The 26,330-nt window shown below is 73.1% G+C and carries 24 protein-coding genes; 14 read left to right on the forward strand and 10 right to left on the reverse strand.

What is annotated here, in order from left to right; all coding sequences use genetic code 11:
* Positions 1-158: 158 nt before the first annotated feature.
* Positions 159-2,540 (reverse strand): FtsX-like permease family protein, encoded by a 2,382-nt coding sequence (locus ACFY5B_RS01155; RefSeq protein WP_389962736.1) that lies wholly within the window; start codon positions 2,538-2,540, stop codon positions 159-161.
* Positions 2,537-3,310 carry an ABC transporter ATP-binding protein gene (locus ACFY5B_RS01160; RefSeq protein WP_389962739.1) on the reverse strand — a complete coding sequence of 258 codons (774 nt, stop codon included), beginning with the start codon at positions 3,308-3,310 and terminating at the stop codon, positions 2,537-2,539. The genes ACFY5B_RS01155 and ACFY5B_RS01160 overlap by 4 nt, the downstream gene beginning before the upstream one ends.
* A gap of 111 nt (positions 3,311-3,421) precedes the next feature.
* Between ACFY5B_RS01160 and ACFY5B_RS01165 the strand changes: the two genes are divergently transcribed.
* From ACFY5B_RS01165 to ACFY5B_RS01180, 4 genes are all read left to right on the forward strand, one after another.
* Positions 3,422-4,603, forward strand: coding sequence for a sensor histidine kinase (locus ACFY5B_RS01165; RefSeq protein WP_389962742.1), 1,182 nt, complete (start codon positions 3,422-3,424; stop codon positions 4,601-4,603).
* Between the two features lie 49 nt (positions 4,604-4,652).
* A complete protein-coding gene (locus ACFY5B_RS01170) occupies positions 4,653-5,312 on the forward strand; it encodes a response regulator (RefSeq protein WP_389962745.1) in 660 nt (219 codons plus the stop codon).
* A complete protein-coding gene (locus ACFY5B_RS01175; RefSeq protein WP_389963658.1) occupies positions 5,299-5,721 on the forward strand; it encodes a MerR family transcriptional regulator in 423 nt (140 codons plus the stop codon). Before ACFY5B_RS01170 ends, ACFY5B_RS01175 begins: the two co-directional genes overlap by 14 nt.
* Before the next feature lie 100 nt (positions 5,722-5,821).
* Complete coding sequence (locus ACFY5B_RS01180; RefSeq protein ID WP_389962748.1) at positions 5,822-6,142, forward strand: GYD domain-containing protein; 321 nt, start codon at positions 5,822-5,824, stop codon at positions 6,140-6,142.
* Positions 6,143-6,248: 106 nt separating this feature from the next.
* Here the strand turns inward: ACFY5B_RS01180 and ACFY5B_RS01185 are convergent, their stop codons facing one another.
* A complete protein-coding gene (locus ACFY5B_RS01185; RefSeq protein WP_389962751.1) occupies positions 6,249-7,577 on the reverse strand; it encodes an MFS transporter in 1,329 nt (442 codons plus the stop codon).
* Positions 7,578-7,675: 98 nt separating this feature from the next.
* Here ACFY5B_RS01185 and ACFY5B_RS01190 point away from each other — a divergent pair, with 98 nt between their 5' ends.
* From ACFY5B_RS01190 to ACFY5B_RS01205, 4 genes are all read left to right on the forward strand, one after another.
* Complete coding sequence (locus ACFY5B_RS01190) at positions 7,676-8,059, forward strand: ArsR/SmtB family transcription factor (RefSeq protein WP_389962754.1); 384 nt, start codon at positions 7,676-7,678, stop codon at positions 8,057-8,059.
* A gap of 89 nt (positions 8,060-8,148) precedes the next feature.
* Positions 8,149-9,321, forward strand: coding sequence for a sensor histidine kinase (locus ACFY5B_RS01195; RefSeq protein ID WP_389962756.1), 1,173 nt, complete (start codon positions 8,149-8,151; stop codon positions 9,319-9,321).
* Positions 9,318-10,031 (forward strand): response regulator, encoded by a 714-nt coding sequence (locus ACFY5B_RS01200; RefSeq protein WP_389962759.1) that lies wholly within the window; start codon positions 9,318-9,320, stop codon positions 10,029-10,031. The genes ACFY5B_RS01195 and ACFY5B_RS01200 overlap by 4 nt, the downstream gene beginning before the upstream one ends.
* A 96-nt stretch (positions 10,032-10,127) precedes the next feature.
* On the forward strand, positions 10,128-11,306 hold the full coding sequence (locus ACFY5B_RS01205; RefSeq protein ID WP_389962762.1) for a serine hydrolase domain-containing protein: 1,179 nt from the start codon (positions 10,128-10,130) through the stop codon (positions 11,304-11,306).
* Between the two features lie 65 nt (positions 11,307-11,371).
* On the opposite strand, the gene ACFY5B_RS01210 is transcribed toward ACFY5B_RS01205, so the two are convergent.
* From ACFY5B_RS01210 to ACFY5B_RS01220, 3 genes are all read right to left on the reverse strand, one after another.
* Positions 11,372-12,049, reverse strand: coding sequence for a response regulator (locus tag ACFY5B_RS01210; protein WP_389962765.1), 678 nt, complete (start codon positions 12,047-12,049; stop codon positions 11,372-11,374).
* Positions 12,046-13,281, reverse strand: coding sequence for a sensor histidine kinase (locus tag ACFY5B_RS01215; protein WP_389962768.1), 1,236 nt, complete (start codon positions 13,279-13,281; stop codon positions 12,046-12,048). The genes ACFY5B_RS01210 and ACFY5B_RS01215 overlap by 4 nt, the downstream gene beginning before the upstream one ends.
* Positions 13,282-13,388: 107 nt before the next feature.
* Entirely contained in the window at positions 13,389-15,596 is a 2,208-nt protein-coding gene (locus ACFY5B_RS01220; protein WP_389962770.1) for an MMPL family transporter, read from the reverse strand.
* Positions 15,597-15,943: 347 nt separating this feature from the next.
* On the opposite strand from ACFY5B_RS01220, the gene ACFY5B_RS01225 reads away from it, so the two are divergent.
* Both ACFY5B_RS01225 and ACFY5B_RS01230 read left to right on the forward strand, forming a co-directional pair.
* On the forward strand, positions 15,944-16,147 hold the full coding sequence (locus ACFY5B_RS01225; protein WP_003991681.1) for a cold-shock protein: 204 nt from the start codon (positions 15,944-15,946) through the stop codon (positions 16,145-16,147).
* Between the two features lie 151 nt (positions 16,148-16,298).
* The gene (locus ACFY5B_RS01230; RefSeq protein WP_389962772.1) at positions 16,299-17,747 is read left to right on the forward strand and encodes a DEAD/DEAH box helicase; all 1,449 of its coding nucleotides are present in this window, start codon (positions 16,299-16,301) and stop codon (positions 17,745-17,747) included.
* Between the two features lie 579 nt (positions 17,748-18,326).
* On the opposite strand, the gene ACFY5B_RS01235 is transcribed toward ACFY5B_RS01230, so the two are convergent.
* Positions 18,327-19,322 (reverse strand): LacI family DNA-binding transcriptional regulator, encoded by a 996-nt coding sequence (locus tag ACFY5B_RS01235; RefSeq protein ID WP_389963661.1) that lies wholly within the window; start codon positions 19,320-19,322, stop codon positions 18,327-18,329.
* A 277-nt stretch (positions 19,323-19,599) separates the two neighbouring features.
* Here ACFY5B_RS01235 and ACFY5B_RS01240 point away from each other — a divergent pair, with 277 nt between their 5' ends.
* A complete protein-coding gene (locus ACFY5B_RS01240) occupies positions 19,600-21,654 on the forward strand; it encodes a glycoside hydrolase (RefSeq protein WP_389962774.1) in 2,055 nt (684 codons plus the stop codon).
* 99 nt (positions 21,655-21,753) lie between these two features.
* On the opposite strand, the gene ACFY5B_RS01245 is transcribed toward ACFY5B_RS01240, so the two are convergent.
* The gene (locus tag ACFY5B_RS01245) at positions 21,754-22,119 is read right to left on the reverse strand and encodes a YybH family protein (protein WP_389962777.1); all 366 of its coding nucleotides are present in this window, start codon (positions 22,117-22,119) and stop codon (positions 21,754-21,756) included.
* A gap of 100 nt (positions 22,120-22,219) precedes the next feature.
* On the opposite strand from ACFY5B_RS01245, the gene ACFY5B_RS01250 reads away from it, so the two are divergent.
* Positions 22,220-23,110, forward strand: coding sequence for a LysR family transcriptional regulator (locus tag ACFY5B_RS01250; RefSeq protein WP_389962780.1), 891 nt, complete (start codon positions 22,220-22,222; stop codon positions 23,108-23,110).
* A 39-nt stretch (positions 23,111-23,149) separates the two neighbouring features.
* Here the strand turns inward: ACFY5B_RS01250 and ACFY5B_RS01255 are convergent, their stop codons facing one another.
* Positions 23,150-24,082, reverse strand: coding sequence for an NAD(P)-dependent oxidoreductase (locus ACFY5B_RS01255; RefSeq protein ID WP_389962783.1), 933 nt, complete (start codon positions 24,080-24,082; stop codon positions 23,150-23,152).
* A 70-nt stretch (positions 24,083-24,152) separates the two neighbouring features.
* On the opposite strand from ACFY5B_RS01255, the gene ACFY5B_RS01260 reads away from it, so the two are divergent.
* Positions 24,153-24,503, forward strand: a complete 351-nt coding sequence (locus ACFY5B_RS01260) for a helix-turn-helix domain-containing protein (RefSeq protein WP_107456349.1) — start codon at positions 24,153-24,155, stop codon at positions 24,501-24,503.
* Positions 24,504-24,682: 179 nt separating this feature from the next.
* Here ACFY5B_RS01260 and ACFY5B_RS01265 read toward each other — a convergent pair whose 3' ends face one another.
* Positions 24,683-25,162, reverse strand: a complete 480-nt coding sequence (locus ACFY5B_RS01265; protein WP_389962786.1) for a MarR family winged helix-turn-helix transcriptional regulator — start codon at positions 25,160-25,162, stop codon at positions 24,683-24,685.
* A gap of 114 nt (positions 25,163-25,276) precedes the next feature.
* On the opposite strand from ACFY5B_RS01265, the gene pip reads away from it, so the two are divergent.
* On the forward strand, positions 25,277-26,239 hold the full coding sequence (gene pip, locus ACFY5B_RS01270) for a prolyl aminopeptidase (RefSeq protein ID WP_389963664.1): 963 nt from the start codon (positions 25,277-25,279) through the stop codon (positions 26,237-26,239).
* The last annotated feature ends 91 nt before the right edge of the window (positions 26,240-26,330 follow it).

The raw sequence follows: 26,330 nt of genomic DNA on the forward strand, positions 1-26,330 counted from the left end.
AAGGGAAGGAGAAACAAAGTCGGTTCGAATACTCATTCGCGGAATATTAACCTCCTGAAAACCCCGACGGTCGATGTCACGCCAGCGGATTCGACGCGGTGTGTTCCCCAACGGCCGGTTCCCGCCGAGCGGTTGGACCGGGAAGCCCGCATGACAGGTCAGGTCCGTCCCATGCGGTTGAGGACGGCCCGGGCCGGGAGCGCGGTGGCGGTCGTGGCGAGCAGCAGACAGCCGGCCACCACCCCCGCGACCCAGGGCCAGGCCACCGACAGCTCGACCGGCAGGCCCAGTTCCCGGCGCAGCCCGTGGGCGATGCCGAACAGGGCGGGGGCGGCCACCGCCAGTCCCAGAGCGGCGCCCAGGGCGACGACGCAGCACGTCTCGGTCACGAGCGTCAGCAGCACCTGACGCTGTGTCGCCCCGGACAGGCGCAGGACGCGCAGGTCCCGCACCCGGCCCGCGGTGGCCGTCAGCACGAGGGACGCGACGGCGATCATCGTGTAACCCGCCGTGACGGCGACGAGGATCAGGGTGAACAACCGCACCAGCCGGTCGTCCTCGGCATCGGCCGAGGCCGCGTGCGCCGCCACCGAGACCTCCCGCGCGCCGAGCCGGGCGGGCAGCGGGGCGGTGCCCGCGCCGGTGCGGTAGGCGACGTCCGCGAGGGCCGACGGGTCGTGGGCACGCACCGCTTCACGAGGCAGGAGGACCTGGTACGGCATCGTGTCGTCCACCACGGCGGTCACCCGCAGGCGCCCGCTGCGGCCGTCCTCGAAGGTGAGGGGGACGGTACGGCCCTTCCCCCAACCGTGCGCGGCCGCGACGGACCGGGTGACCACGACCGTGTTACCGCGCGGCGCCCGCGTCCCGTACACCTGCTCGAAACCGGGCGCCACTCCGGCCGCCGACAGCGCGACCGCGCCCTCACCGCCGTAGACGGTCGTCGACAGCAGGGCCGTGCCCTCCACCTCGGCGACCGCGGTGTCCGACAGGCCGGGCGTGCCGTGGGGGACGACCGCGGCCTCGGCCCGCACGGCGGCGGCCTGCCGGGTGGTGTCGGCGCTCTGGGTGGTCTGGACGGCGCTGGTGATCAGCACGGCGAAGGCGACGGTCGCAAGGACGGGGGCGATCGTGGCGGACGTACGGCGCACCGCGGTGATCATGTTCTCGCGCACGAGGACGCCCGTCGCCCCGGACCGCCGGGCGAGCGGCCGGGTCAGCGTCCCGATGACGGGCCCGGTCAACGCGGGCAGCAGGAGGGTGAGCCCGGCCGTCAGGCTCATCGCGGCGCCCAGGGCCAGCAGCACCATGGCGTCGGCGCCCGCGAAGGCGGTGCCCACCGAGCAGAGCGCGCCCAGGCCCGTCGTCACCAGACCCGCGCCCCACCTGCGGCGGGTCATCGGCCGGGTGTCGACCGCGGCCTCCCGCATCGCCTCCAGCGGCTTCACCCGGGACGCCCGCCGCGAGGCGGCCCCCGCCCCGGCGAGTGCCGTCGCCACGCCCAGGGCCCAGGCGGCGGCCGGCACCCACCACCGGATGCTCACCTCGAAGCCCGTCGGCTGGAAGCCCGAGTCGATCAGCAGCCCGGTCATCGCGGGCGCGAGGGTCACTCCCGCGACCGCCCCCGCCGCGGCGCCGACGACTCCGACCAGCAGGGCCTCTCCGTACACGAGCCGCTTCACCTGTCGCGGTGTGGCGCCGATCGTGCGCAGCAGACCGAACTCGCGGCGCCTCTGGGCGACGGCGAAGGCGAACGTCGAGGACACGTTGAAGACGGTGACGAAGGCGGAGAGCAGCGCCATGGCGGTGAGCACCTGGCCGCCGATCCAGCGGGTCATCTCGTCCTGCTTCGGGGCGAGCGCGTCACGGGCGTCCCCGGTGAGGACCGTGCCGTCGCCGCCCACGACGCGCCGCGCGGCGTCGGCGACCCGCTCGGGGTCGGCATCCGGGCCGAGAACGAGCCCGATGGCCCGTATGCCGCCCACGAGTTCGGCGGCCCGCCGGTCGGTGACGTAGTAGCCGGGGCCGTCGGTCGTGCCGGACACCGTGAAGCGCTGCGGCCCGCGAGCCGTCAGCACGGTGACGCGCTCACCCGGCCCGTGGCCGAAGGATTCGTCCAGGACGATCTCACCGGCGGTGGCCGGCGCCCGGCCCGCGTCCAGTCCGTACGCGGCGAGCACCGCCGTGGACCAGGGGTGCCCCTGCCGCTCCCCCACGCGCTGGTCGGTGCCCGCCGCCTGCGCGTAGAAGGACCGGTCGGCCACCGCCGCTTCCACTCCGGGCAGCCGGCCGAGTTCGCGCCGCAGCCGCTCCGCGCGCTCCGGCGCCCACGGCGGGTTCTGCGTGAACACCCCGCCGGTCGGCTCCCCCGCCGGGCTCTGCACCAGCACCGGCGCCCCCGCCAGCCGCCGCGGCACCTGAGGGCCGTCCGACAGCAGCAGCAGCGCGCTCATGGTGAGGACTGCGACGCCCAGCACCACGGCCACGAACGACCCCAGGAAGGAGGTCCAGCGCTCCCTCGCCGTCGCCAGGCTGATCACGGCCCCACCTCCAGGGCGGCCGTGCGCGCCGCGATCGCCTCGGCGCCCTCGCCGCCCGGGAGTTCGTCCGCGAGGCGGCCGTCGGCCAGCAGCACCACGCGGTCCGCGAAGGCCGCGGCGGCCGGGTCGTGCGTCACCATCACGACGGTCTGGCCGCGGCTGTCGACCAGGTCCCGCAGCAGCCGCAGCACGACCCGGGAAGCCGTGCTGTCCAGCGCCCCGGTCGGCTCGTCCGCGAACAGCACGGCGGGCCGGGCGATCATCGCGCGTGCGATCGCGACGCGCTGCTGCTGGCCTCCGGACAGTTCGCCGGGCCGGTGCGCGTGACGGTCCGCGAGTCCGACGGCGGCGAGTGCCTCGTGCACGTCGTCAGCGGCGGGGCGTGTTCCGGCCAGCCTCAGGGGCAGTTCGACGTTCTGTGCGGCGGTCAGGGCCGAGACCAGGTTGAACGCCTGGAAGACGAATCCGACGCGTTCCCGGCGCAGCACGGTCAGCGCGTTCTCGTCCAGGCCGGACAGGTCCGTGCCGTCGATCAGTACCTCGCCGGAGCTGGTCCGGTCGATGCCGGCCGCGCAGTGCAGCAAGGTGGACTTGCCGGATCCGGAGGGGCCCATGACGGCGGTCATCGTGCCGGCCGCGAAGTCCAGGCTCAGCCGGTGGAGGGCGGTGACGGTGCGCTCGCCGGTGCCGTAGTGCTTGGTGACGTCACGGAGCCGGACGGGTGACGCGGTCGAAGTCCCCTGCCGGGGCGAGGTGTTGGTTGCTGTCATACCCACAAGACAACGACGGCGGCACCGTCCGGCGCATTGCCGCCCGGGCTAGGTCCGATACTCCACCTGGCACTACTGTCCTGGCCGCCCGGCGCCGCTACGGTCGGGCGGGTGACCGCTCCCCGAACCGTCCTGGAGGCCGTCGCCCGGGCCCCGTTGGGTTTCCTCGCCACGGCCTGGCCGTGGCGCGCGCTGCTGTACCTGCTGTCGGGCGGGCTGTTCGCGATCGTGGTGTACCTCGCTGTGGGCGGGCTGTTCAGCGCGCCCATCGGCACGTTCACCAAGGTGCTCTGCGCGGCGGCGGTGGTGCTCTTCGCCGCCGCCCTCACCGGTCCCCTGGAACGCCGCCGCCTCGCCCTCGTCGACCGGAGCGGTGCCGGCGACCGGGCCGAGCAGCACAACGGCCCACGGGCCGCCGGCTACGGGGCCGTGTCCGTGCTGGCGGTCGGCTGGATGGACCTCGCCGTGGTCCTCGTCTCGCTCGGCATACCGGGCTTCCTCCTGATCACTCCCCTCCAGCCCACCGCCACCACCTGGCAGTCTGTGGCCGGCCCCGTCGCGGGCGCCCTGCTGCTGCCCGTCGCCGTGTACCCGGTGGCCGCGTGGGCGGGGGTCCGGGGCGCCGTGGCCCGTGCGGTGCTCTTCCCGAAGGACCGCGAGCTGCGCGAGGTCGTACGGTCCCGGGCCCGCCTCGTCGACGCCTTCGAGACGGAGCGTCGCCGCATCGAACGGGACCTGCACGACGGGGCTCAGCAGCGGCTGGTCGCCCTCACGGTGAAACTGGGCCTCGCCGGCCTCGACCTGCCGCCCGGCAGCGCGGCGGCCAAGGAGGTGTGCGAGGCCCACGCCCTCGCCAAGGAGGCGCTCACCGAGCTGCGCGAACTGATCCGCGGCATCCACCCGCAGATCCTGACCGAACGCGGACTGCCCGCCGCCGCCCGGGACATCGCCGGACGCTGCCCCGTCCCCACGGACCTGGACCTCGACCTGCCCGGCCGCCTCCCGGCCGCTGTCGAGCAGACCGCGTACTACGTGACCGCCGAGGCGCTCACCAACATCGCCCGGCACAGCGGGGCGGACCGCTGCCGTGTCACCGCCCGCTGCCGTGACGGAGTGCTCCGCCTCGACATCGAGGACAACGGCTCCGGCGACGCCGACCCCGAGCGTGGGACGGGGCTCACCGGCCTGGCCGACCGGATCGCCGCCGCCGACGGCAGAATGCTGCTGTCCAGCCCGCCCGGCGGACCCACGGTGCTGAGAGCGGAGATCCCGTGCGGAGGTCCGGCCTCGTGAACGGGGAGATCCGGCGCGGCGGGACCACGTGCCCGGGAACGGAGAACCGATGCGGCCATCCCTCCGCACCGTGATCGCGGAGGACGCCGTCCTCCTGCGCGAGGGCCTCGTCCATCTGCTGGAGCGCTTCGGCCACCGGGTCCTCGCCTCCGTCGGCGACGGCCCCGCCCTGCTCGCCGCGGCCCGGGAGCACCGGCCGGACCTGGTGATCACCGACGTCCGCATGCCGCCCGGCCAGACCGACGAAGGCCTGCGGGCGGCCCGGCTGCTGCAGACCGAGCAGCCCGGGCTGGCGGTCCTCGTGCTCAGCCAGTACGTCGAGCAGACCTTCGCCGACGAGCTGATCGACGACCGCCGCGACGGCGTCGGAACGGGTTACCTCCTCAAGGAACGCATCGGCGACGTCGAGGAGTTCGCCGATGCCGTCGACCGCGTCGCCGCCGGGGCGACGGTCGTCGACCCCGAGGTGGTCCGCCAGCTCCTGGCCCGCCGCCGCGACCCCCTGGACCGGCTCACGCCCCGCGAGCGCGAGGTCCTCGCCCTCATGGCCGAGGGCCGCTCCAACGCGGCGATAGCCCGCCGTCTGGTCGTCACGGACGCCGCCGTGGCCAAGCACATCGCGAGCATCCTGCAGAAGCTCGACCTCCCTCCGTCGGCCCCGGACGACCACCGCCGAGTGCTGGCGGTACTGGCGTATCTGCGGGCCTGAGGCCGGACAGCCCTCCCGGTCACGCGTTCCGTACGGCCGCAACCAGGCGGCCTACGACGACAGACACGAACGCAGGCTCCGGCTGATCCGCACCCTGCTCGACGTCGGCGGCATGAAGGTGGCCGCGATCGCGGACGTACTGACCGCGGTCGACGACCTCGCCCGGGTTCTCGCCGCGCTGACCCGGTCGGGCCACGGAGCCTTCGCCGATCTGCTCGACACCTACGCCGATGCGGCCGAGCGGATCGCCCACGCCGACCTCGCCTGTGTGGACCGGCGGGTGGCCGTGGAGGGCGTGGTGATCGGCACGGTCCTCGGCGAGTCCGTGCTCAGCGCACTGCGCCGGATGGCGCACGTCGACGCGTCGGCCGGACGCTACGGCACGGAAGCGGCAGAGGGCCCCGCCTGACGCCCGCCAACGAGTGAATCCGAGCCCCCCGTGCAGGGCGACCGCCGACGCACCGGGAAGGCATGCCGCACCTCCGACAAGCGATGGGCGGGAGACAGCCATGCCGAAGTTCCTCATTCAGGCCGGTTACACCACCGAAGGCACCAAGGGCCTGCTCGGCGAAGGGGGCAGTGGGCGCCGGGCCGCCGTGGAGCAGGTCGTCAGCGGGCTCGGGGGGCGGGTCGAGGCGATGTACTTCGCCTTCGGGGACGACGACGTCGTGATGATCGTCGACTTCCCCGACAGCGTCTCCATGGCCGCCGTCAGCCTCACCGTCAAGGCCAGCGGAACCGTCCGCACCCGGGCGACGCCGCTGCTCACCGTCGAGGAGATCGACGAGGCCGCCCGCCGGGAGGTCACCTTCCGGGCAGCGGGGGCGTGAGGGGGGGGCCATTCGCCGCCGGGCGGGGCCGTCCTCGCCGTGGGTGCAGACCGCCGGCTCCACGCCCGGAGGAGCCCGCCCGCAACGAGGTGGTCGTCGGCACCCGTCACACCGGCTCGGACACCCGGCGGTGACCGGACAGGACGACGAGCCCGCCGACGACGGCGAGGCCCGTCAGGACGGTGCCGAAGAGGGTCGCGCCGGTCGGCAGGCCCACCGCGTCCATGAGGTAGCCCGTGGACACCGGAAGCAGGCCGGCCGGGATGTAGCCGCCCACGTTCAGCGCGGCGTTGGCCTCGGCGAGGCGCTGCGCCGGAACGGTGGAGTTGAGCAGGGACAGACCGCCGAGCTGGCCCATGCCCTGGCCGGCCCCGGCGAGCAGGGCGGAGGCGACGAGCAGCACGACCGACGAGGCCTGCACCGCGGCGATCAGCGCGGCCATGCCGAGGGTGGTGCTGATCGCACCGGCGGTCAGGATGGTGCGGCGGGGCAGCTTCTGCACGGCGAACTGGACGCCGGTGGCGGCGAGGAACATGACGAACGCCATGGCTCCGGCGACGATCCGGCTGGTGGTGCCGAGCAGTTCGGCCAGCAGGGTGGGGCCCAGCGACAGCACGAAGGACGTGGCGGTGATGCCGGGGGCGAACACCGCGATGCCGAGGGTGAGGTGGATGCCGTTGCCGTTCGGGACGCCGGGCACGCGCACCCAGGCGCCCTTGCCGCGGGCGGCGGGACGGCGTACCGGCATGCGCAGCACGGCGAGGACGGCCGTGAACAGCAGGACCGCCTCGACAACGAAGACGGTGACGGTGGGGGCCGGGAGCGTCTCGGACAGCAGGCCGGCCAGCAGCGGGCCGAGGCCGGCGCCGAAGACCATCGCACAGGAGGCCAGCAGCGCGGCCAGCCGCTTGCGCTCGGGGCCCGCCACGTCCGTCACGGCGGCCATGCCGGCGGAGACGACCGCGCCGACGGCGATGCCGGTGAACAGCCGGGCGACGATCAGTGCGGCGACCGTCGTAGCGGTCGCGAAGATCGCGCAGGCGGCCAGGGCGAGCGCGAGGGCGGGCAGCAGCACGGACTTGCGGCCCAGCCGGTCGGAGACGACGCCCGACACGAGCAGCGAGCCGAGCAGTCCGACGATGTAGGACGCGAAGACGACGGTCAGGGTGCCCTTGGAGAACCCGATGTCGTGCTGCCACAGCACGTACAGCGGGGTCGCCGCGTTGGACAGCACGAAGACGGCGGTGACCGGCCAGGCCGCCAGCCACACCCACCGGGTGGGCGTGCGGGCCGCGGGTGGCACCGGCGGTGCGGGCGTGACCGGCTCCGGCGGTGCGGGCGTGACCGGCTCCGGCGGTGCGGGCGTGACCGGCTCCGGCGGTGCGGCCTGCTGTTCGTCCAACGTCCCGGCGGACAGGGTCCGGCTCTGCGACATGGCGTGCTCCCTCCGGCAAACTAAGTACGAGTTGATTCGAACTTAGCATGCAGTACGATTGGACTCGTACATAGGATTTCGGTGACAGGGAGCTGGCCATGTCCGCGACGGTTCGACAGGCGCCGGTCGTCAAGGTGGTGCCGGAGCCGGAGAACCTGCCGGATCCGCTGCCCGAGCCGGCGGTCGGTGATCTGCGGCTGGAGACCGTGCTGGGCGCGCTGAGCGACCCGCTGCGACTGCGGATCGTGCGCAAGCTCCTGCTCGAGTCGGAGGCGTTCGACCACTCCTGCGGCTGGTTCGGCCTCGACCGCCCCAAGTCCTCCCTCACCCACCACTTCAAGGCACTGCGCGAGGCCGGCGTCACCCGCCAGCGCCAGTACGGCCTCGAACGCCGCAGCCACGTCCGGGTGGACGACCTGAACGCCCGTTTCCCGGGGCTGGTGGACCTGGTCGCGGCGTGGACACCACCGGACGCGCCCTGAAACAGGGCTTGACCTTCCGGCGCGTGATGCCATCGCCCCCGTTACGGTTCCGGGAGTCGGGCCGCACGCGAGGGGAGGCGTACGCCGCCATGGGCATACGGGGGCAATGGCGCGGGTGGTGGGAGCGGGGCAGCGCCCTCGCCGAGGCCCACCCGCTTCTGGTCGACATCGGTGTCGCGCTGCTCGTCCAGGGCGCGATGACCATGCCGTTCCTCGTGCCGCGCGCGGCCGGGCTGCCGCCGGCGACCTGGGGCGCCTACGGGCTGAGCACGCTCACCACCGTCCCCCTGGTCTGGCGGCGGCGCGCCCCCGTCGCCACGCTGTTCGCGGTGCTGGCCACGAGTGCCCTGTACCGGTTCACCCTCGACGGGCCCGGGCAGCCGTTGCCGTACAACGGACTCGTCGTCGTCTACACGATCGCCGCGCTGTCCTCGGCACGCAAACGGCTCGTCGCCGGGGCCGTGCTGCTGGTCGCCGTGCCGGTCGGGGTGTGGCTCAACACCCGGTCGGCCCGTGAACTGACCTTCTCGCTCTTCGTGTTCGCCGCCGCCTACGTGTTCGGGCGGCTGACCGATACCCGGCAGCGGGCCCACCGCGTCGAGGCCGAACAGGCCGCCGCACGCGAACGGGCCCGGATCGCACGGGAGATGCACGACATCCTGTCCCACGCCGTGAGCCTGATGATCGTGCAGGCCGAGGCCGGACCGGTGGCGGTGCGTGCCGCGCCCGAGCGGGCCGTGGCCGCCTTCGACGCCATCTCCGCGACCGGGCGGGACGCCATGGCCCAGTTGCGGGACATGCTGGGCGTGCTGCGGGACGGCGCCGACGAACCCGGTTCCGCCGCCCCGCGCGAGCCGCAGCCCGGACTCGCCGCCCTGCCCGGCCTTCTCGACCGGGTGCGCGGGAGCGGGCTCGACGTGACGTACCGGGCCGTCGGGGACGTCCGGCCCGTGCCGCAGGGCGTCGGGGCCACCGTCTTCCGGGTGGTCCAGGAGGCCCTGACCAACACCCTCAAGCATGCGGACGCGCGGATGGTTCGTATTGAATTGTGTTACGAGGAAGGCGAGTTGGGGGTTCTTGTGATCGATGACGGGAAGGGGCCGCGAGGGGTGCCCCGTCGGGGCGGGCACGGGCTCGCCGGGATGCGGGAGCGGGCGGCGGCGCACGGGGGCAGCGCGGTGGCGGGGCCCGGCGCGGACGGACGGGGGTTCGAGGTGCGGGTGCGGATTCCCGTGCCCCGCGCGGCGGAGGCGGGACGATGACGATCCGTGTCGTCGTCGCCGACGACCAGGAACTCGTGCGCAGCGGCTTCGCGATGATCCTGGACGCGCAGCCGGACATCGAGGTCGTCGCCGAGGCGGCTGACGGCGGCGAGGCCGTCGACGCGGTGCGCCGGCACGCCCCCGACGTGGCGCTGCTCGACGTCCGGATGCCCCGCGTGGACGGCATCGAGGCCTGCCGCACGATCAGTACGGGCGGCGACTGCCGGACGGTGATGCTGACCACCTTCGACTCCGACGAGTACGTGTACGACGCGCTGCACGCGGGCGCGAGCGGCTTCCTGCTCAAGGACGTCCGCCGCGACGACCTCGTGCACGCCGTGCGGGTCGTCGCCCGGGGCGACTCGCTGCTCGCCCCCTCCGTCGCCCGGCGCCTGGTGGAGCAGTACACCCGGCCCGCCGCCGCCCGGAACCGCCGGCCCGATCCGCGGCTGGACATCCTGACCGCCCGGGAGCGCGAGACGCTGATGCTGCTCGCGCGGGGCATGTCGAACGCCGAGATCGCAGCCGAACTGGTGGTCAGCGACCACACCGTCAAGACGCATGTCGGCAACGTGCTGTCGAAGCTGGGCCTCAGGGACCGGATCCAGGCCGTGATCTGTGCCTACGAGACCGGCCTCGTCGCGGCCGGGGATCCCCCGCCGGGGGGAGCGGCACGGGCCGGGTCCTCCCCCGCGTCGGCGAGGAAGTGATGCCGCAGGACCACCGGCGGGAGCGATCCGCGGCGCCGCTCCGCTGCGGAGGATGAAGGCGTCGCACAACGTCGGCCCCTCTCACCGGAGTTCGCCATGAAGACCCGTACCAGCCTGCTGACCGCCGCCGTGCTCGTCGCGGGTGTCGCCGCAGGGCCGTCCGTCCTCCCCGCCGCCGCCACCGCCCCGGGCGGGCCGGCCGCCGCGCGGGCGACCGCGGGGCAGTCCCCGGACACCGCCCTCGAAGCCGCCATCGCCGGTCTGCCCTCCGCCGACGCCACCGCCGCCCTCGTGCGGGTCGGGGGCGGGGAAGGCGTCTGGCGCGGCAGTTCGGGCGTGCACGATCTGCGGACCGGACGGCCCGCCGATCCCGCCGCCCGCTTCCGCGCCGGGTCCGTGACCAAGGTCTTCACCGCCGCCGTCGCCCTGCAACTGGCCGAGGAGGGCCGTCTGGACCTGGACCGCGGCGCCCGCTCGTACCTGCCGGACCTGATCCCGGCGTCGTACGCGGGCGTCACCGTGCGGCAGCTCCTCGACCACACCCACGGCATCCCGGCGGCGGACTTCCCCGGCACCACCGTCGAGGAGTGGTACGCGAACCGTTTCCAGGTGCACGACCCGCAGGACATGGTCCGCTCGGCGACGTCGAAGAAGCCCGAGTTCGCGCCGGGCGAGCGGCAGCACTACCTCAACATCGGGTACACCGTCGCCGGTCTGCTCATCGAGCGCGTCACCCACGACTCCTACGAGCGTCAGGTCGCCCGGCGGGTGCTCGGGCCGCTGGGACTGCGGGACACGTACTTCCCGGGGACGAGCCCGCGCATCAACGGGCCGCACAACCACGGCTACCAGACCATGCGGCTCGACGACGGCACGACCGGGCTCCGGGACGTCTCCGTGTGGGGGACGACGGACGGCTGGGCGGCCGGGGACATCGTCTCGACCACCGCCGACCTGGAGCGGTTCACGCGAGCCCTGTTCCGGGGGCGGATCGTGCGCGGGCCGCTGCTGGAGGAGATGTTCACGCTGCCCCGGGTGACCGACTTCCGGACCGGGAAGCCGGCCGCCTACTCCGTCGGTCTGTCCATGAAGGTGCTCGGCGGGCGCGAGGTCTGGGGCAAGACGGGCGGGCGCTGGGGGTACAACGCCGCCATCGCCTCCACCCGCGACGGCTCCCGCACCCTCGTCTACAGCGTCAACTCCACCGACGCCAAGGGCCAGGACATGAACAGGACCGCCGAGAAGATCATGGTCGCGGCCTACGGCAGGCCGTAGGCGCGGCCGGCGACAGGTTCAGGCCGGTGGCGTCGCGCGTACGGGCCCGGTCCGGTACGCGATGCTCACGCCGGTGGCGTCGCCCGTACGAGCCCCGTCTGGTACGCGATGACGACCAGCTGTGCGCGGTCCCGGGCGTGCAGCTTGGTCATGGCCCGGTGGATGTGGGTGCGGACGGTCAGCGGGCTGAGGGTGAGGTCCTCGGCGATCTCCGTGTTGGACCTGCCCTCCGCGGCCAGCGCCATCACCTCGCGTTCGCGGACCGTGAGGTCGGCCAGGCGCTCCGGTGCCGCCAGATGGGTGCCGGGGGCGGGGGCCATGAGGAAGCGGGTGATGAGGGTGCGGGTGGCCACGGGCGACAGGAGGGCCTCGCCGGAGGCCACCGTGCGCAGGCCGTCCAGCAGGGTGTCGGCGGTGACGTCCTTGCCGAGGAAACCACTGGCTCCGGCGCGCAGGGCCTGGGCGACGTAGTCCTCGGTCTCGAACGTGGTGAGGATCAGGACACGGGTGCCGGACAGCTCCGGGTCGGCGCACAGCTCGGACGTGGCGGTGAGGCCGTCGGTGCCGGGCATGCGGATGTCCATCAGGACGATGTCCGGGCGCAGCTTCCGGGTCAGGTCGACCGCCTCGGCACCGTCGGAGGCCTCGGCGACCACCTCCATGTCCGCGCAGGAGTCGATGAGGATGCGGAAGGTGGCCCGCAGCAGTGCCTGGTCGTCGGCGAGCAGCACCCTGATGCTCATGCGGTGGTTCCTTCGGCAAGGTGGAGGGAGGGTTGCAGGGGCAGCGCGGTGGTGACCTCGAAGCCACCCTGGGGGCGGGGGCCCGCGCACAGCTCGCCGCCGATGGAGAGGGCGCGCTCGCGCATGCCCATGACGCCGAAGCCACGGCCCCGGGGGACCGCCGGCTCGCTGGGGCCGTCGTTGGTGACCGTGATCAGCAGCCGGGAGCCGGTGTAGGCGAGGAGCACGTGGGCGGCCTCGGCCGCGGCGTGCTTGGTGACGTTGGTGAGGGCTTCCTGCACGATGCGGTACGCGGTCAGGTCGACGCCGGGCGACAGCGGCTGCGGTTCCCCTTCCGTGGTGACGGTGACCTCCAGGCCCGCCGACTCGCACGCCGCGACCAGCTCGGGCAGGCGGGACAGACCCGGGGACGGGTCCAGCGACCCGGAGCCGGGGCTCTCGCCGTCCTGGCGGAGCAGGCCCAGTGCGGCCTTCAGCTCCCGCAGCGCGGAGGACGTCGTGCCGGTCAGATCGTCGAGGATCTTCCGGGACTCCTCGGGGCGGGTCAGGGCGAGGTGCGCGGCGGTGCCGGCCTGGGCGTTGGCCAGGGCCATGTGGTGGGCCACGACGTCGTGCAGCTCCCGGGCGATGCGCATCCGTTCCTCGGTGACCCGCAGCCGGGCCTCCTCCTCCCGGGTGCGCTCGGCGTGCTCCGCCCGGGCCTGAACGGCCTGGAGGTAGGCGCGCCGCAGCCGCGTCATGTTGCCGGCGGCCAGGGGCAGCATCAGCCAGAAGAACGGGCCGATCGTCCTCAGCAGCAGCGAGAGGTGGTCCATGGACTCGGTGAGCACGGCCGCGACGATCACCGCCACCATGGTGCCGATGCCGTAGACACGGGTGGTCCTGCGGTCGGTGAGGGTGGCGAGCCAGTACAGCGCCGCCATGATCGGTGCCAGCAGCAGGGGCGTGAGCAGATAGCCCATCACGACCGCCGTCACGGTGCAGCCCATCGTGATCATGACGGCGGTGCGCGGGTAGGCCCGGTGCTTGAGCAGGACGAGACAGGCCACGCCCATGAGGACGACGCCCGCCTCGTCCTGGGCGGGCGGGTCGGCGCCGGGCAGGGAGAGGGACGTGCCGAAGGTCGCGCAGCCCATCAGCCCCAGGACCATCGCCAGGTCGACGAGGAAGGGGTGCTGTTCGGCGAATTCCTCCAGGCGGTCCGCGTAGCGGCGCTCCGAGGGGATGCTCATCGGGCTCTCCGGTGGGTGGGGCTGGGACCATCGTGGTCGACGTCGGGCGGGAACGCGCGAGGGGCCGCCCGTGTCCTTCGCCACGGGCGGCCCGGGGTGCGGCTGCCTCAGGTGCGGGCCGGCTCCAGGTCGCGTGCGGGGTCCGCGGCCGGTTCCGGCTCCGGCCGGCTGAGGGCCTCGCCCTCCACGTCGACCCGGGGCAGCGCCCGGTCCAGCCACTTCGGCAGCCACCAGGCCTTGTCGCCGAGCAGGGCGAGGACGGCCGGCACGATCGCCATCCGTACGACGAAGGCGTCGAAGAGGACGGCGGAGGCCAGTCCGAAACCGATCATCTTGATCATGGAGTCGCTCTCGCCGATGAACCCGGCGAACACCGCGATCATGATCAGGGCGGCGGCCACGACCACCCGGGCGCTGTGCCGGAAGCCGGACGTGACCGCCTGCGCCGGCGACTCGCCGTGGACGTACGCCTCCCGCATCCGTGAGACGAGGAACACCTCGTAGTCCATGGCGAGGCCGAAGACGATGCCCACCAGGAAGATCGGCATCAGGCTCATGATCGGGCCGGTCTGTTCCACGCCGAGGAGTTCCGCGCCGTGGCCCTGCTGGAAGACCACGACGACCGCGCCGAGGGAGGCCAGGACGGAGAGCAGGAAGCCGAGGGCCGCCTTGAGCGGGACGAGCAGGGACCGGAAGACCACCAGCAGCAGCACGATCGCCAGGCCGACCACCACGACCAGGTACGGGATCAGCGCGGCCTGGACCTTGTCGGCGATGTCGATGTTCATCGCGGTGGTGCCGGTGACCTCGTAGGTCGCGCCGGTGCCGGACTCGATGCCGGGGCGCTCGTCCCGGATGGTGGTGACCAGGTCCTTGGTCTTCTCGTCGGTCGGCGCGGTGGCGGGCACGGCCGAGAAGACCGCGGTGTCGCCGGCGTCGTTGAAGCGGGCCGGGGAGACGGACACGACGCCCTTCGTGCCGCCGATCTCCTCGGCGATCGTGCCGGCGGCACCCTTCGGGTCGGCGGCGCCCTTGGCGTCCACGACGATGGTCAGCGGACCGTTGAAGCCCGGCCCGAAGCCTTCCGCGAGCGCGTCGTAGGCCCGGCGCTCGGTGGTGGAGACCGGCTTGGCCTCGTCGCCCGGCATGCCCAGCTGCAGGTCGGCGGCGGGCAGGGCGAGGGCGCCGAGGCCGACGACGCCGAGGAGCAGGACGGGTATGGGGCGGCGCAGCACGAACCGCGCCCAGCGGGTGCCGGCGTTGCCCTCGGTGCTCTCCTCGATCCGGCCGCTCTTGCGGACGCGCCGGGACAGCACGGCGTTCGGCCAGAAGCCGAGGAGCGCCGGGACGAGGGTGAGGGCGATCAGGACGGCGACGACGACCGCGCCCGCGGCGGCCAGCCCCATCTTGGTGAGCATCGGGATGCCGACCACGGCGAGTCCGGCCAGCGCGATCACGACGGTGAGCCCGGCGAACACGACCGCGGAGCCGGCCGTGCCGACGGCCAGCGCCGTCGCCTCCTGCGGCGTGCGGCCCTTGGCGCGCTCCTCCCGGTAGCGGGAGACGACGAACAGGGCGTAGTCGATGCCGACGGCCAGGCCCAGCATCATCGCCAGGGTGCCGGTGGTCGTGGACAGGCCGAGGGCGCTGGACAGGGCGAGGATCGTGGCCATGCTGACGCCGACACCGATCACGGCCGTCAGCAGGGGCAGCCCGGCCGCGGCCAGCGAGCCGAAGGTGATCAGGAGGACGACGGCGGCGATCGCGACGCCGATCACCTCGGCCGCACCGCCCGGCCCGCCCTCGGCGGCCAGCGCGGTGCCGCCCGCCTCGACGGTGAGTCCGGAGTCCCGGGCCTGGTCGAGGGTCCGCTCCAGGTGGTCGCGGCCGGCGTCGGTGAGGTCGGTGGCCCCGACCTTGTAGGTGACCGTGGCGAAGGCCGTCCTGCCGTCCTTGCTGACCGTCTTCGCCCGGAACGGGTCGACGGCGCTCGCGACCTGCGGGCCGTCGCCGAGCTCGGCCACGGTCTTCTCGACGGCCTTCTTGTTCCCGGCGGCCGTGACCTTCTGGCCGCTCGGCGCGATGAAGACGACCCTGGCCGTCGCGCTGTCGGCCGTGGCTCCGGGGAAGCGCTGCTCCATCAGGTCGAACGCCTTCTGGGACTCGATGCCGGGCATCGAGAACTCCTCGTCGACGGCCCCCGGCGCCTTGAGGGCGCCCAGCCCCACGGCGGCCAGGACGGCCGCCCAGACCAGGGCGACGTACCAGCGCCGCCGGAAGGCCAGACGGCCCAGTCGATACAGGAAAGTAGCCACGGCAGGAGGTCTCCACATCTGGTTTCGGACGTCTGCCAAGCCTGTCCGTGAGCGGGTCGTCCCGTCGTCGTGCGCCTGCCGACAATTACCGGTACTCGAAACGCAGTACGAACGGGCGGGTCACTCCACCCCGGGTACGAGATTCCCGAGCCATCCGGCCCGGCCTGTGCTACGTTGGTTCGCGTTGCAGTTTTGGTTCCCAGAGACTTCGAGTGCTCTTTCGACCTTTTGTCGACGAGCACTCTTTTTTGTGTCCGAGGATTCTCGGATCTCCTTAGGGTGATCATTTCGGCGACTACGGGTCCGCAAGGTGCGGGCCCTGAGTACTGCCCTCAAGGGAGATTCATATGGCTACCGGCACCGTGAAGTGGTTCAACTCGGAAAAGGGCTTCGGCTTCATCGAGCAGGAGGGTGGCGGCCCGGACGTCTTCGCCCACTACTCGAACATCGCCACCTCTGGCTTCCGTGAGCTCCAGGAAGGCCAGAAGGTCACCTTCGACGTCACGCAGGGCCAGAAGGGCCCGCAGGCCGAGAACATCGTTCCCGCCTGACGCGTACGCGCATGCCCTGACCGGGGCCCGCACCCTCGCGGTGCGGGCCTCGGCTCGTTTTGGTCTAATCCGGCTCAACTCTTGCGAATCCTGCGGCGCTTCGGTGCCGCCGCGCATTCCTCGACGCGTGCCGCATCGAGGAAGGTTCCCCATGGACCGTACGGCTCGCAGGAACAACGGCTCTCCCCACTCCCGCGGCAACGGGTCCCGGTCCCGGAAGGCGGGCGGCCAAGGCGCCGCCTCCCGTCCGTCCGGGGGCGGCCGCGGCGGGCGCCGCCCCGCCCCCAGCCAGGAGTTCGCACCGCCCGCCACCATCACCCCGGCGCTGCCCGCCGTCGAGGCGTTCGAGGACCTCGATCTGCCCGAGCGGCTGCTCGCCGCGCTGCGCGCCGAGGGGCTGACCGCGCCGTTCCCGATCCAGGCGGCGACCCTGCCGAACTCCGTGGCCGGCCGGGACGTCCTGGGCCGCGGCCGCACCGGCTCCGGCAAGACGCTCGCCTTCGGGCTCGCCCTGCTGGCCCGCGTCGACGGGCGGCGGGCCGAGGCCCGGCAGCCGCTCGCCCTGGTCCTCGTGCCCACCCGCGAGCTGGCCCAGCAGGTCACCGACGCCCTCACCCCGTACGCCCGCGCGCTGCGGCTGCGGCTCGCCACGGTGGTCGGCGGCATGCCGATCGGCAGGCAGGCGAACGCGCTGCGCAGCGGCGCCGAGGTCGTCGTCGCCACGCCCGGACGCCTCAAGGACCTCATAGACCGAGGGGACTGCCGGCTGGACCACGTGGACATCACCGTCCTCGACGAGGCCGACCAGATGACCGACATGGGCTTCATGCCGCAGGTCACCGCCCTGCTCGACCAGGTGCGCCCCGGCGGGCAGCGGATGCTCTTCTCGGCCACCCTGGACCGCAACGTCGACCGGCTGGTCCGCACCTACCTGCACGACCCGGTGGTGCACTCCGTCGACCCCTCCGCGGGCGCCGTCACCACCATGGAGCACCACCTGCTCCACGTGGAGGACGACGACAAGCACGCCACCACGACGCGGATCGCCGCCCGCGACGGGCGCGTGATCATGTTCCTGGACACCAAGCACGCCGCCGACCGGCTGGCCAAGAAGCTGCTGGCCGTGGGCGTGCGCGCGATGGCGCTGCACGGCGGGAAGTCCCAGTCCCAGCGGACCCGGACCCTGGCCCGTTTCAAGGACGGCCAGGTCTCGGTCCTGGTGGCGACCAACGTCGCCGCCCGCGGTATCCACGTCGACAACCTGGACCTCGTCGTCAACGTGGACCCGCCCGGCGACCACAAGGACTACCTGCACCGCGGCGGGCGCACCGCCCGGGCCGGGGAGTCCGGCACCGTCGTCACGCTGGTCCTGCCGCACCAGCGGCGCGAGATGACCCGGCTGATGGCCGACGCCGGGATCACCCCGCAGATCACCCGGGTCCGCTCGGACGAGGCCGAACTGGGCCGTATCACCGGGGCGCAGGAGCCCTCGGGCGTGCCCGTGGTCCTCGCCCCGCCGGCCACCGAGAAGCCCCCCGCGCGCACGGGTTCCGCGCCGAACGGACGGCGGAGCAGGCCGTCCCGGGGCCGCCGCCGCTGAACCGGCCGCCGGGCCCTACGGGCTCGGCACCGGCCGCGGCACCGTGCCCTCCCCCTTCGACGACAGGAGCAGGGAGCCGTCCGGGGCCGCGACGAGGCCGGCGAAGCGCGGGACCAGGCCGCCGGGGACGCCGTGGGCGAAGAGGGCCGGGTCGGGGCGGCGTTCGACGCCCGGGGGAGCCCGACCGCAGGTCCTCGGCCTCGACGCGGCGCTCGCCCGTGGTCAGGGACACCGACCACAGCCTGCGGTGCTCGACGTCCACGGTGAACAGGGCCTCGCCGCGCACGGCGGAGCCGGACCCTGCTTCGCTTGGAGACCGTGCACGCCGCTGCCCGCGGCGCTGCCGCGCAGCGACGCCTCGGAGGCGGTGGCGACGATGGCGCCGCCGCCCGCCGCGATCACCCGCCCCGGTGCCGCCGTCCGCCGACGGGGCGGGACACGGGGAGTGACCGACCGGCCCCCCTGCCTCCCTCGGCCACACGAGGCCATACCCGCGGTCATCAGACCCCGCCCCGGATGCCACGCCTTCTGAGTGGGGACGCGCCGCGGCGCCTGGTCTGCCGAGGGCGTGTCGCCGCCTCACCGCCCGGGCCGCGGCGCCGCCGTACTCGCCCGTCGCACCAGCCGCGTCGGCACCAGCGTCGTCGTCCCGTGCTCCACCCCGTCCTGCCGCATCTTGCTGAGCACCCCCTCCACGCACAGCCGCCCCACCTCGGCGAAGTCCTGGTGGATCGTGGTGAGCGGCGGGAGGAAGTCCGCGGACTCGGGGATGTCGTCGAACCCGACGACGCTGATGTCGTCGGGGACGCGGCGGCCGCGTTCGTGCAGGGCGCGGAGCAGGCCCAGGGCCATCTGGTCGTTGGCGGCGAAGACCGCCGTGCACTCCGGCTCGTCGGCGAGGAGCAGGCCCGCCCGGAAGCCGGAGGCGGCCGACCAGTCGCCGCGGACCAGGGGCGGCGGGGTGCGGCCCGCCCCGGTGAGGGTGGTGCGCCAGGCGTTGGCGCGGCGCTGGGCGGCGAAGGAGCCCTCGGGACCGGCCAGATGCCACACCGTGTCGTGACCGAGGTCCAGCAGGTGCCGTACGGCGTCCCGGGCACCGCCCGCCTGGTCGGTGTCGACGACGGTGTAGCGGTCGCCGGCGTCGGAATCGGCCACCACGACCTGCACACCGGGCGGCAGGGACACCGTTGCCGCGTCGAGCAGATGGATCTCCATGATGACGATGACGGCGTCCACGGCGAGCTCGCCCAGCCGGGAGAAGGCGCCGTTCACCTCGTCCTGGGTCGGGACGGCCACCGGCAGCAGGGTGACGGCGTACCCGTGCTCGGCGGCGGAGGTGGCGATGGCCTCCAGGGTGCGGATGTTGCCCATCGTGGACAGGGAGAAGGTGATCACGCCGAGGGTGCGGAACTCGCCCCGGCGCAGCGCCCGGGCCGCGCTGTTGGGGCGGTAGCCCAGCTCCCGCATGGCGGCCAGGACCTGCGCGCGAGTGTCCTCGGTGACGCCCGGGAAGCCGTTCGAGACGCGGGAGACGGTCTGGGAGGAGACCCCGGCGAGCTGGGCGACGTCCGCCATGGACGCGCCCTGGCGGGGCCGGGCCGCACGTCTTCTCGTACGGCTCGCGCCCCCTGGTTCGCTCTCCCCGCCCACGGTGCCCACCTGCCCCTCGTTCCCCTCGCCGCGCACCTGGCGCAATTTTCGGTCCGGAACGAGTCCTTGACCCCTGAGATTCGGACAGTGTAGACATCCCGCCAGTGGATGTTTACGTAAACATTGCCTAGTCGAAACCGTACGAGAAAGCGCCGAACCGCACCAGAAGCCCGCACCGGTCGCATGAGCTGGAGTACTCGAGATGGCACACCGCACCCGTAAGAGAAGGCTCCTAGGGGCCATCGGCGTCACCGCCGTGGCGACCGGAACCCTCCTGGCCACGACGACCCTGCCCGCCGCGCACGCCGAGCCGGCTCAGGCCGCCGCTGCCGGCGTCACCGTCCGGCCCGACCCCTCCTACGCGGGGGACGAGTTCGAGGGCTGGGGCACGAGCCTGGTCTGGTTCGCGAACGCCACCGGCGACTACCCGCCCGCCGTCCGCGAGAAGCTCTACAAGCTCCTCTTCGGCGACGACGGTCTCAACCTGAACATCGCCCGCTACAACATCGGCGGCGGCAACGCCCCCGACGTCAAGGACTACCTGCGGGCCGGCGGCGCCGTCGAGGGCTGGTGGAAGGCCCCGGCGGGCACCACCCGCGAGGACGTCGACTGGTGGGACGCGGACGACCCCGCGGACTGGAACAAGAACGCCGACAAGACGCAGCGCTGGTGGGTCGACCGCATCAAGAAGGACATCACCCACTGGGAGACCTTCAGCAACTCCCCGCCCTGGTTCATGACCGAGAGCGGCTACGTCTCCGGGAACTTCGACGCGGGCAAGGACCAGCTGAAGCCGGGGTCGGTCGACGACTTCGCCAAGTACCTGGTCGGCGCGACCGAGCGTCTCGAGAAGGCGCACGGCATCAAGGTCGACACGCTCGACCCGTTCAACGAGCCGAACACCAACTACTGGGGCACCAAGCTCGGCCCGGACGGCGAACCGACCGGCGGACGCCAGGAGGGCGCCCACATCGGCCCCGAGCTCCAGCAGAAGGTGCTCCGCGCGCTGGCCCCGGTCCTGGAGAAGTCCCGTTCGCACGCGGAGATATCCGCGATGGACGAGACCAACCCCGGCACCTTCGCGACGAACTGGAACTCCTACCCCCAGGAGGTCCGCGACCTCGTCGCCCAGATGAACGTCCACACCTACGGCACCGGCCAGCGCACCACCGTCCGCGACCTGGCCAAGGCCGCCGACAAGCCGCTGTGGATGAGCGAGGTCGAGGGCGACTGGGGCGACGGCCAGAGCTTCACCGACATGCGGCCCGGCCTGGGCCTCGCCCAGCGCATGGTGGACGACCTGCGGGAACTGGAGCCCAAGGCCTGGGTGTTCTGGCAGCCCGTCGAGGACTACGACAACATGAAGCCGGGCGGCGAGTCCGCCAAGGGCGGCAACTGGGGCGAGATCCAGCTCCCGTTCAGCTGCACCTCGAAGGACACCCTGAAGTCCTGCCCGATCTACACCAACACCAAGTTCGACACGGCCCGCAACTTCACGCACTTCATCAAGCCCGGCGACCGGCTGATCAAGACGAACGACACGTCCAGCACCGCGGCGGTCTCCCGCAAGGGCGACGCGGCGACAGTCGTCCACGTCAACAGCGCCACCGAGGCTCACGACGTCACGCTCGACCTGTCGAAGTTCGGCCGGGTCTCCTCCCGCGCCACGGTCACCCCGGTGGTGACCAGCGCCGACGGCAAGCTGGAGAAGCAGAAGCCCGTCCGCGTGACCGGCAAGCAGGCCACCCTCACGGTGCCCGCGCAGTCGGTGACGTCCTTCCTCGTCAAGGGCGTCTCGGGCATCGCGAAGGACGCGGCCGAGCTGCGCAAGGGCCACACCTACCGCCTGACCGGCGTCCAGAGCGGCAAGGACCTGACCATCGCCGGCAACGGCACGGGCCTGGTCATCAAGACCCCGAACACGACCGACCCCAGCGGTCAGCAGTGGCGGGTGGAGCAGATCCGCGGCAAGGACAACCGCAAGCGCTACGTCCTCACCGAGACCGGCGCGGACAAGCGCCTGGCCGTCCGTGACGGCGCCCTGGTCGCCGAACCCGACGCGGGCCGGCGCGACGCCGCCGCGCAATGGATCGCGTCCACGACCGGCGACGGCACCTGGACGCTGGTGAACGCGGCGACGGGCCAGCTCCCGGACGTCGGGGGCCAGTCCACGAACGACGGCGCCTCCGTGGGCGTCTGGCAGCCGAACTCCGGCTCCAACCAGCGCTGGAGGGTCACCGAGGTGACCGGCGGCTAGCGCTTCGCGTCCCGCCCGGCCTTCTGTCCGCGCCCCCGCCCGTCATCGGATGCCGATGGCGGGCGGGGGCGCCGTCGTTCCTGCCTCCGCGGTCTCGGGTCAGCGGGCCGGCGGGGCGAACTCCGGCCGGTCCAGCACCCGCAGCCAGCTTCCGTCCGCCTGCATGCGTACCACCTGCGCCCGGGCCCCCGCCCCGTCCTTCGGCGGGGTGGAGGTGAGGGCGATGTCGCCGTGGACCAGGGTCGGCAGGGGCTCTTCGGGTTCGAAGTGCGGGCGGTCGGCCAGGACCTTCTCCCAGAGGGTGCGGATCGCTTCGCGGCCCACCGTGCGCCGGCCGGGCGGGTAGGCGAGGACCGCGTCCTCGGCGTACAGCGCGGCGACTCCGGCCGCGTCGCCGGCGTTGGAGCGCTCGACGAACAGACGGGTGATGTCCTCGGGGCGCATGGCCTTCGCGTACTCCGGCACGGGGTCCTCCTGAGCTCGGGCTTCCTCGGTGCCTCCAGCCTCACTCCCGGGTGATCAGAAGTCCAACAGATGGATCTGATCGGAACTAGAATCAGCAGTCATGGAACTGAGGCAGCTGGAGTACTTCGTCGCGGTCGCCGAGGAGCGGAATTTCACCCGGGCCGCCGAGCGGGTGCACATCAGCCAGTCCGGAGTCAGCGCCCAAATCCGCCAGTTGGAGCGGGAGCTCGGCGCCGAGCTCTTCGACCGGACCGCGCGCACCGTGACGCTCACCGACGCGGGCAGGGCGGCGCTCGACCACGCACGCGCGACGCTCGCCGCGGCCGCGGCCGTCGGCCAGGCGGTGGGGGAGGTGACCGGCCTGATCCGGGGGACGCTCGTGGTCGGGATGGTCATCGGCTGCACCGTCACGCCCCTGTTCGACGCCCTCGCCGCGTTCCACCGGGCCCATCCGGGAGTGGAGATCTCCCTGCTGGAGGACAACTCGGACCGGCTCGTCGAGGCGGTCCGCCTCGGCACGGTCGACGTGGCCCTCGTCGGGACGGCCGCGGCCCCCGAAGGGCTGGAGGCCCTGACGATCATCAGCGAGCGGCTCGTCGTGGTGGTTGCGGACGGTCACCCCCTGGCGTCGCGGCGGCGGGTCGTGCTGCGGGACGTCGCCGCCCATCCGATCGTGTGCATGCCGCCGGGCACCGGCCTGCGGACCGTCTTCGACGGGGCCTGCGCCGCGCGGGACCTGCGGCCCCGGATCGCGGTGCAGGCCGGCGCCGCGGACGCCGTCGTGGACCTCGCGGCCCGCGGACTCGGCGTCGCCGTCCTCAGCGAGTCGATGGCCGCGGGCCGGGGCGACCGGGTCGTCGTCCGCACCATCGACGACGTCCGGACACCGGCGCTGCTCGCCCTGGTCTGGCGCGGCGGGCGGAGCCCCGCGGTGCGGGAGCTCCTCGCGCAGTGCCGGCGGGCGTTCGGCGTGCCCGGCGGCCCGGCGTAGGCGCCGTTCGGCGGCCGCACGGTGCTCGCCGAGCTACGGTCAGCGTCGTCCGATGACCTCCGCGATGCGGAGGAAGCCGTCCTGCCCGTGGCCCAGCCCGATGGTGCGGCGGGCCATGCCCTCGGCCGCGCGCATGACGCCGGCGTCGATGCCGTGCGATTCGGAGACGTGGACGATGTGGGACATGGACGACGCGGCCGAGGTGAGCGGGTTGCCGTCGCCGGAGTAGGTCCCGGCGTCGGCGTCCGCGGCGGTCTCCCCGAACAACGGCGGGAGGATGGCGCCGATGCCCTGGGCGAAGGGGGCCAGTTCGGTAGCGGTGACGCCCTCGGCCCGGGCCACCGCCAGAGCGTGCGCGTAGCCCGACATCGCCGTCCAGAAGATGTCGAGCAGGGCGATGTCGTAGGCGGCGGCCCGGCCGGGATCCGCGCCGAGGTGGGTGTGGGAACCGCCCAACGCCTGCCGTACGGAGGCGACTTCCTCGTAGAGGTCCTCCGGACCGCTGTACAGGAACACCGCGTCGGGCGTGCCGATGGTGGTCGTCGGGGTCATGATCGCGCCGTCGATGTAGCGGACGCCGTGCTCCGCGGCCCAGTCGGCGGTGCTGCGGGCCCGGGCCGGGGTGTCGGCGGTCAGGTTCACGACCGTACGGCCCTTGAGGGCCGCCGCGACCCCGTCCCGGCGCAGCACGGCGTCGGCGGCGTCGTAGTTCACCACACAGACGACGGTCACCTCGCTCGCCGCCACCGCTTCCGCCGCGGAGGCCGCGCCCGCCGCACCGCGGTCGAGCAGCTCCCGGTCCCGGCCCGGGGTGCGGTTCCAGACGGTGGTGCGCAGGCCCGCGTCGACGAGCGCGCCGGCCAGGGCACGGCCCATCGGGCCGAGACCGAGGACGGTGACCGTGGTGACCCGGTCGCCGGCGGGCCGCCGGGCGGAATGCGCCGGGGCGGTGGAAGCGCTGTACGAAGTCATCGTGAACTCCTCCGTTGGGCAGGAAAGTTGCCCTGCATGCCAATGACAATGCAGAAGAAAAGGGGCGGACATGACGCGTCGGCGGCAGGATCCGGACGTGTGCGGGGTGACCGCCGCGATCGCGGTGGTCGACGGCAAGTGGAAGACGGCCCTGCTCTGGCTGCTGGAATCGGGCCCGCACCGCCCGGCGGAGCTGCGCCGGAAGCTGCCGGGCCTGTCCGAGAAGGTGCTGACCGAGGCCTTGCGCGAGATGGCCGCGGACGGGCTGGTGCACCGGGAGGTGTACGACGTGCTGCCGCCGAAGACGGTCTACTCCCTGACCGCGTTCGGCCGTGAACTCTCCGAGGCGCTGGCGCCGTTGTCCGACTGGGGCCACCGGCACCTGGAGAATCTGGCCGAGGCCGCCCGGCCGGCCTCCTGAGGCGGGTGCCACCTCCGTCCCTTCCGGATCCTGTGCTTCACCGGCCGCCCACCACCAGGTTCGCGCAACGCCGGCGCACTGCCAAGTCCCCACAAAAAGGTGGGTACTCGCGCAGAACGATCACGTCTGGCCCCTGCCGGCCTCTCCCGGCCGCAGCAGGCGGTCCGTTCCTGCCCCGGTCACCCGGTCAGGCGAGCCGCCGCCACCCGTTCCCGGAACGGCCGCCGCTCCACCGCCTGCGCGACCTCTGCCAGCAACTCCCCCAGCGGCATGGACAGTTCCGCGTCCAGCTCCGCCATCGCCGCGGCCGTCGCCTCCCACTCCGCCTCGATCCGCGGCAACAGCGACCGGGCCTCGGCCGTGAGGCCGACCAGTCGGCGGCGGGCGTCCAGCGGATCGGGGGTGTGGGTGACCAGGCCCGCACGGGCCATCTGGGCCGCGGTCTGGCTCGCCGCCGAGTGCGTGACGCCGATGGCCTCGGCAAGGTCGCGCACGGAGAGCGATCCTTGCGCCACGAGCGCTCGGACGACCGGGGAGAAGCGGGGCCGGTACTCGGCCATGCCCTGCTCCTCGTAGACCGCGGCCACATCGCCGTCGAGCAGCTCCAGGACGTGGCGGAGCAGCGTCCCCACGGCGGCCGGATCCGGTTGATTCCTCACGCTGATAATCTAACAGCCCTGTCATATCTGGGTACGTCCGAGGCACGTCATCTGAACCACGTCATCTGAACCACGTCATCCGCGGCAGGTCAGGAGAGGACGTCACGCATGCCCATGCCCGAGCCCTGTCCGCCCGCCATCGAGCCGTACGCGCACGGCATGCTCGACGTCGGTGACGGGGACCGCGTGTACTGGGAGGTCTGCGGGAACCCCGCGGGCAAGCCCGCTGTCGTGCTGCACGGCGGGCCGGGCTCCGGGGCGGGGCCGTTCTGGCGTCGGCTGTTCGACCCGGCGGCGTACCGCATCGTGCTCCTCGACCAGCGCGGGTGCGGGCGCAGTACGCCCGACGCCGCCGATCCGCGGACCTCGCTCGCCGCCAACACCACGCACCATCTGATCGCCGACATCGAGCACTTGCGACAGCACCTCGGCATCGAGGAGTGGCTCGTCCTCGGCGGCTCGTGGGGCGTGACCCTCGCGCTGGCCTACGCCGAGCGGCACCCGGGGTCCGTGTCCGAGCTGGTCCTCTTCAGCGTCACCAGCACCACGCGCCGCGAGGTGGAGTGGGTCACCCGGGACATGGGGCGGATCTTCCCCGAGGAGTGGGCCCGCTTCCGGGACGCCGTACCGGAGGCGGAGCGGGAGGGGAATCTGGCCGATGCCTACGCCCGGATGCTCGCCGACCCCGATCCGGCCGTGCGGGAGCGGGCCGCGCGGGAGTGGTGCCGGTGGGAGGACGTGCACGTCTCCACCGTGCCCGGGCACCGGCCCGACCCCCGCTACGACGATCCGCGCTTCCGCATGCGCTTCGCCCGCCTCGTCACGCACTACTGGCGGCACGCCGCGTTCCTGGAGGACGGGGCGCTGCTGCGCGACGCCGGGAAACTGGCCGGCATCCCGGGCGTGATGATCCACGGCCGGATGGACATCAGCGGTCCCGTGGACGTCGCGTGGCGGCTGGCCCAGGTGTGGCCGGACGCCGAGCTCGTCCTGATCGGCGACGAGGGACACGGCCTGTCGGGGACCTCCTCCACGGCGGCCGTCGTGGCGGCCACGAACCGGTTCCGGACTGCCTGAGGAGACCGCAGCTTCCAGGGCTTCCCGGGCGGCTGCCGTAGGTCCCCGTGGGCGGCCGGGTGACCGCCCTCAGCGGCGGCCCGGCTCTCCC

The sequence above is a fragment of the Streptomyces sp. NPDC013187 genome, assembly GCF_042899705.1.
Taxonomy (GTDB): Bacteria; Actinomycetota; Actinomycetes; order Streptomycetales; family Streptomycetaceae; genus Streptomyces; species Streptomyces hawaiiensis_A.

What these genes read in the sequence shown, in the direction of transcription:
- ACFY5B_RS01160 (WP_389962739.1), bottom strand. Translation starts at nt 3,310, where the DNA reads ATGACAGCAACCAACACCTCGCCCCGGCAGGGGACTTCGACCGCGTCA.
- ACFY5B_RS01170 (WP_389962745.1), top strand. Translation starts at nt 4,653, where the DNA reads ATGCGGCCATCCCTCCGCACCGTGATCGCGGAGGACGCCGTCCTCCTG.
- ACFY5B_RS01180 (WP_389962748.1), top strand. Translation starts at nt 5,822, where the DNA reads ATGCCGAAGTTCCTCATTCAGGCCGGTTACACCACCGAAGGCACCAAG.
- ACFY5B_RS01185 (WP_389962751.1), bottom strand. Translation starts at nt 7,577, where the DNA reads ATGTCGCAGAGCCGGACCCTGTCCGCCGGGACGTTGGACGAACAGCAG.
- ACFY5B_RS01190 (WP_389962754.1), top strand. Translation starts at nt 7,676, where the DNA reads ATGTCCGCGACGGTTCGACAGGCGCCGGTCGTCAAGGTGGTGCCGGAG.
- ACFY5B_RS01195 (WP_389962756.1), top strand. Translation starts at nt 8,149, where the DNA reads ATGGGCATACGGGGGCAATGGCGCGGGTGGTGGGAGCGGGGCAGCGCC.
- ACFY5B_RS01200 (WP_389962759.1), top strand. Translation starts at nt 9,318, where the DNA reads ATGACGATCCGTGTCGTCGTCGCCGACGACCAGGAACTCGTGCGCAGC.
- ACFY5B_RS01205 (WP_389962762.1), top strand. Translation starts at nt 10,128, where the DNA reads ATGAAGACCCGTACCAGCCTGCTGACCGCCGCCGTGCTCGTCGCGGGT.
- ACFY5B_RS01210 (WP_389962765.1), bottom strand. Translation starts at nt 12,049, where the DNA reads ATGAGCATCAGGGTGCTGCTCGCCGACGACCAGGCACTGCTGCGGGCC.
- ACFY5B_RS01215 (WP_389962768.1), bottom strand. Translation starts at nt 13,281, where the DNA reads ATGAGCATCCCCTCGGAGCGCCGCTACGCGGACCGCCTGGAGGAATTC.
- ACFY5B_RS01225 (WP_003991681.1), top strand. Translation starts at nt 15,944, where the DNA reads ATGGCTACCGGCACCGTGAAGTGGTTCAACTCGGAAAAGGGCTTCGGC.
- ACFY5B_RS01230 (WP_389962772.1), top strand. Translation starts at nt 16,299, where the DNA reads ATGGACCGTACGGCTCGCAGGAACAACGGCTCTCCCCACTCCCGCGGC.
- ACFY5B_RS01235 (WP_389963661.1), bottom strand. Translation starts at nt 19,322, where the DNA reads ATGGCGGACGTCGCCCAGCTCGCCGGGGTCTCCTCCCAGACCGTCTCC.
- ACFY5B_RS01240 (WP_389962774.1), top strand. Translation starts at nt 19,600, where the DNA reads ATGGCACACCGCACCCGTAAGAGAAGGCTCCTAGGGGCCATCGGCGTC.
- ACFY5B_RS01250 (WP_389962780.1), top strand. Translation starts at nt 22,220, where the DNA reads ATGGAACTGAGGCAGCTGGAGTACTTCGTCGCGGTCGCCGAGGAGCGG.
- ACFY5B_RS01255 (WP_389962783.1), bottom strand. Translation starts at nt 24,082, where the DNA reads ATGACTTCGTACAGCGCTTCCACCGCCCCGGCGCATTCCGCCCGGCGG.
- ACFY5B_RS01260 (WP_107456349.1), top strand. Translation starts at nt 24,153, where the DNA reads ATGACGCGTCGGCGGCAGGATCCGGACGTGTGCGGGGTGACCGCCGCG.
- pip (WP_389963664.1), top strand. Translation starts at nt 25,277, where the DNA reads ATGCCCGAGCCCTGTCCGCCCGCCATCGAGCCGTACGCGCACGGCATG.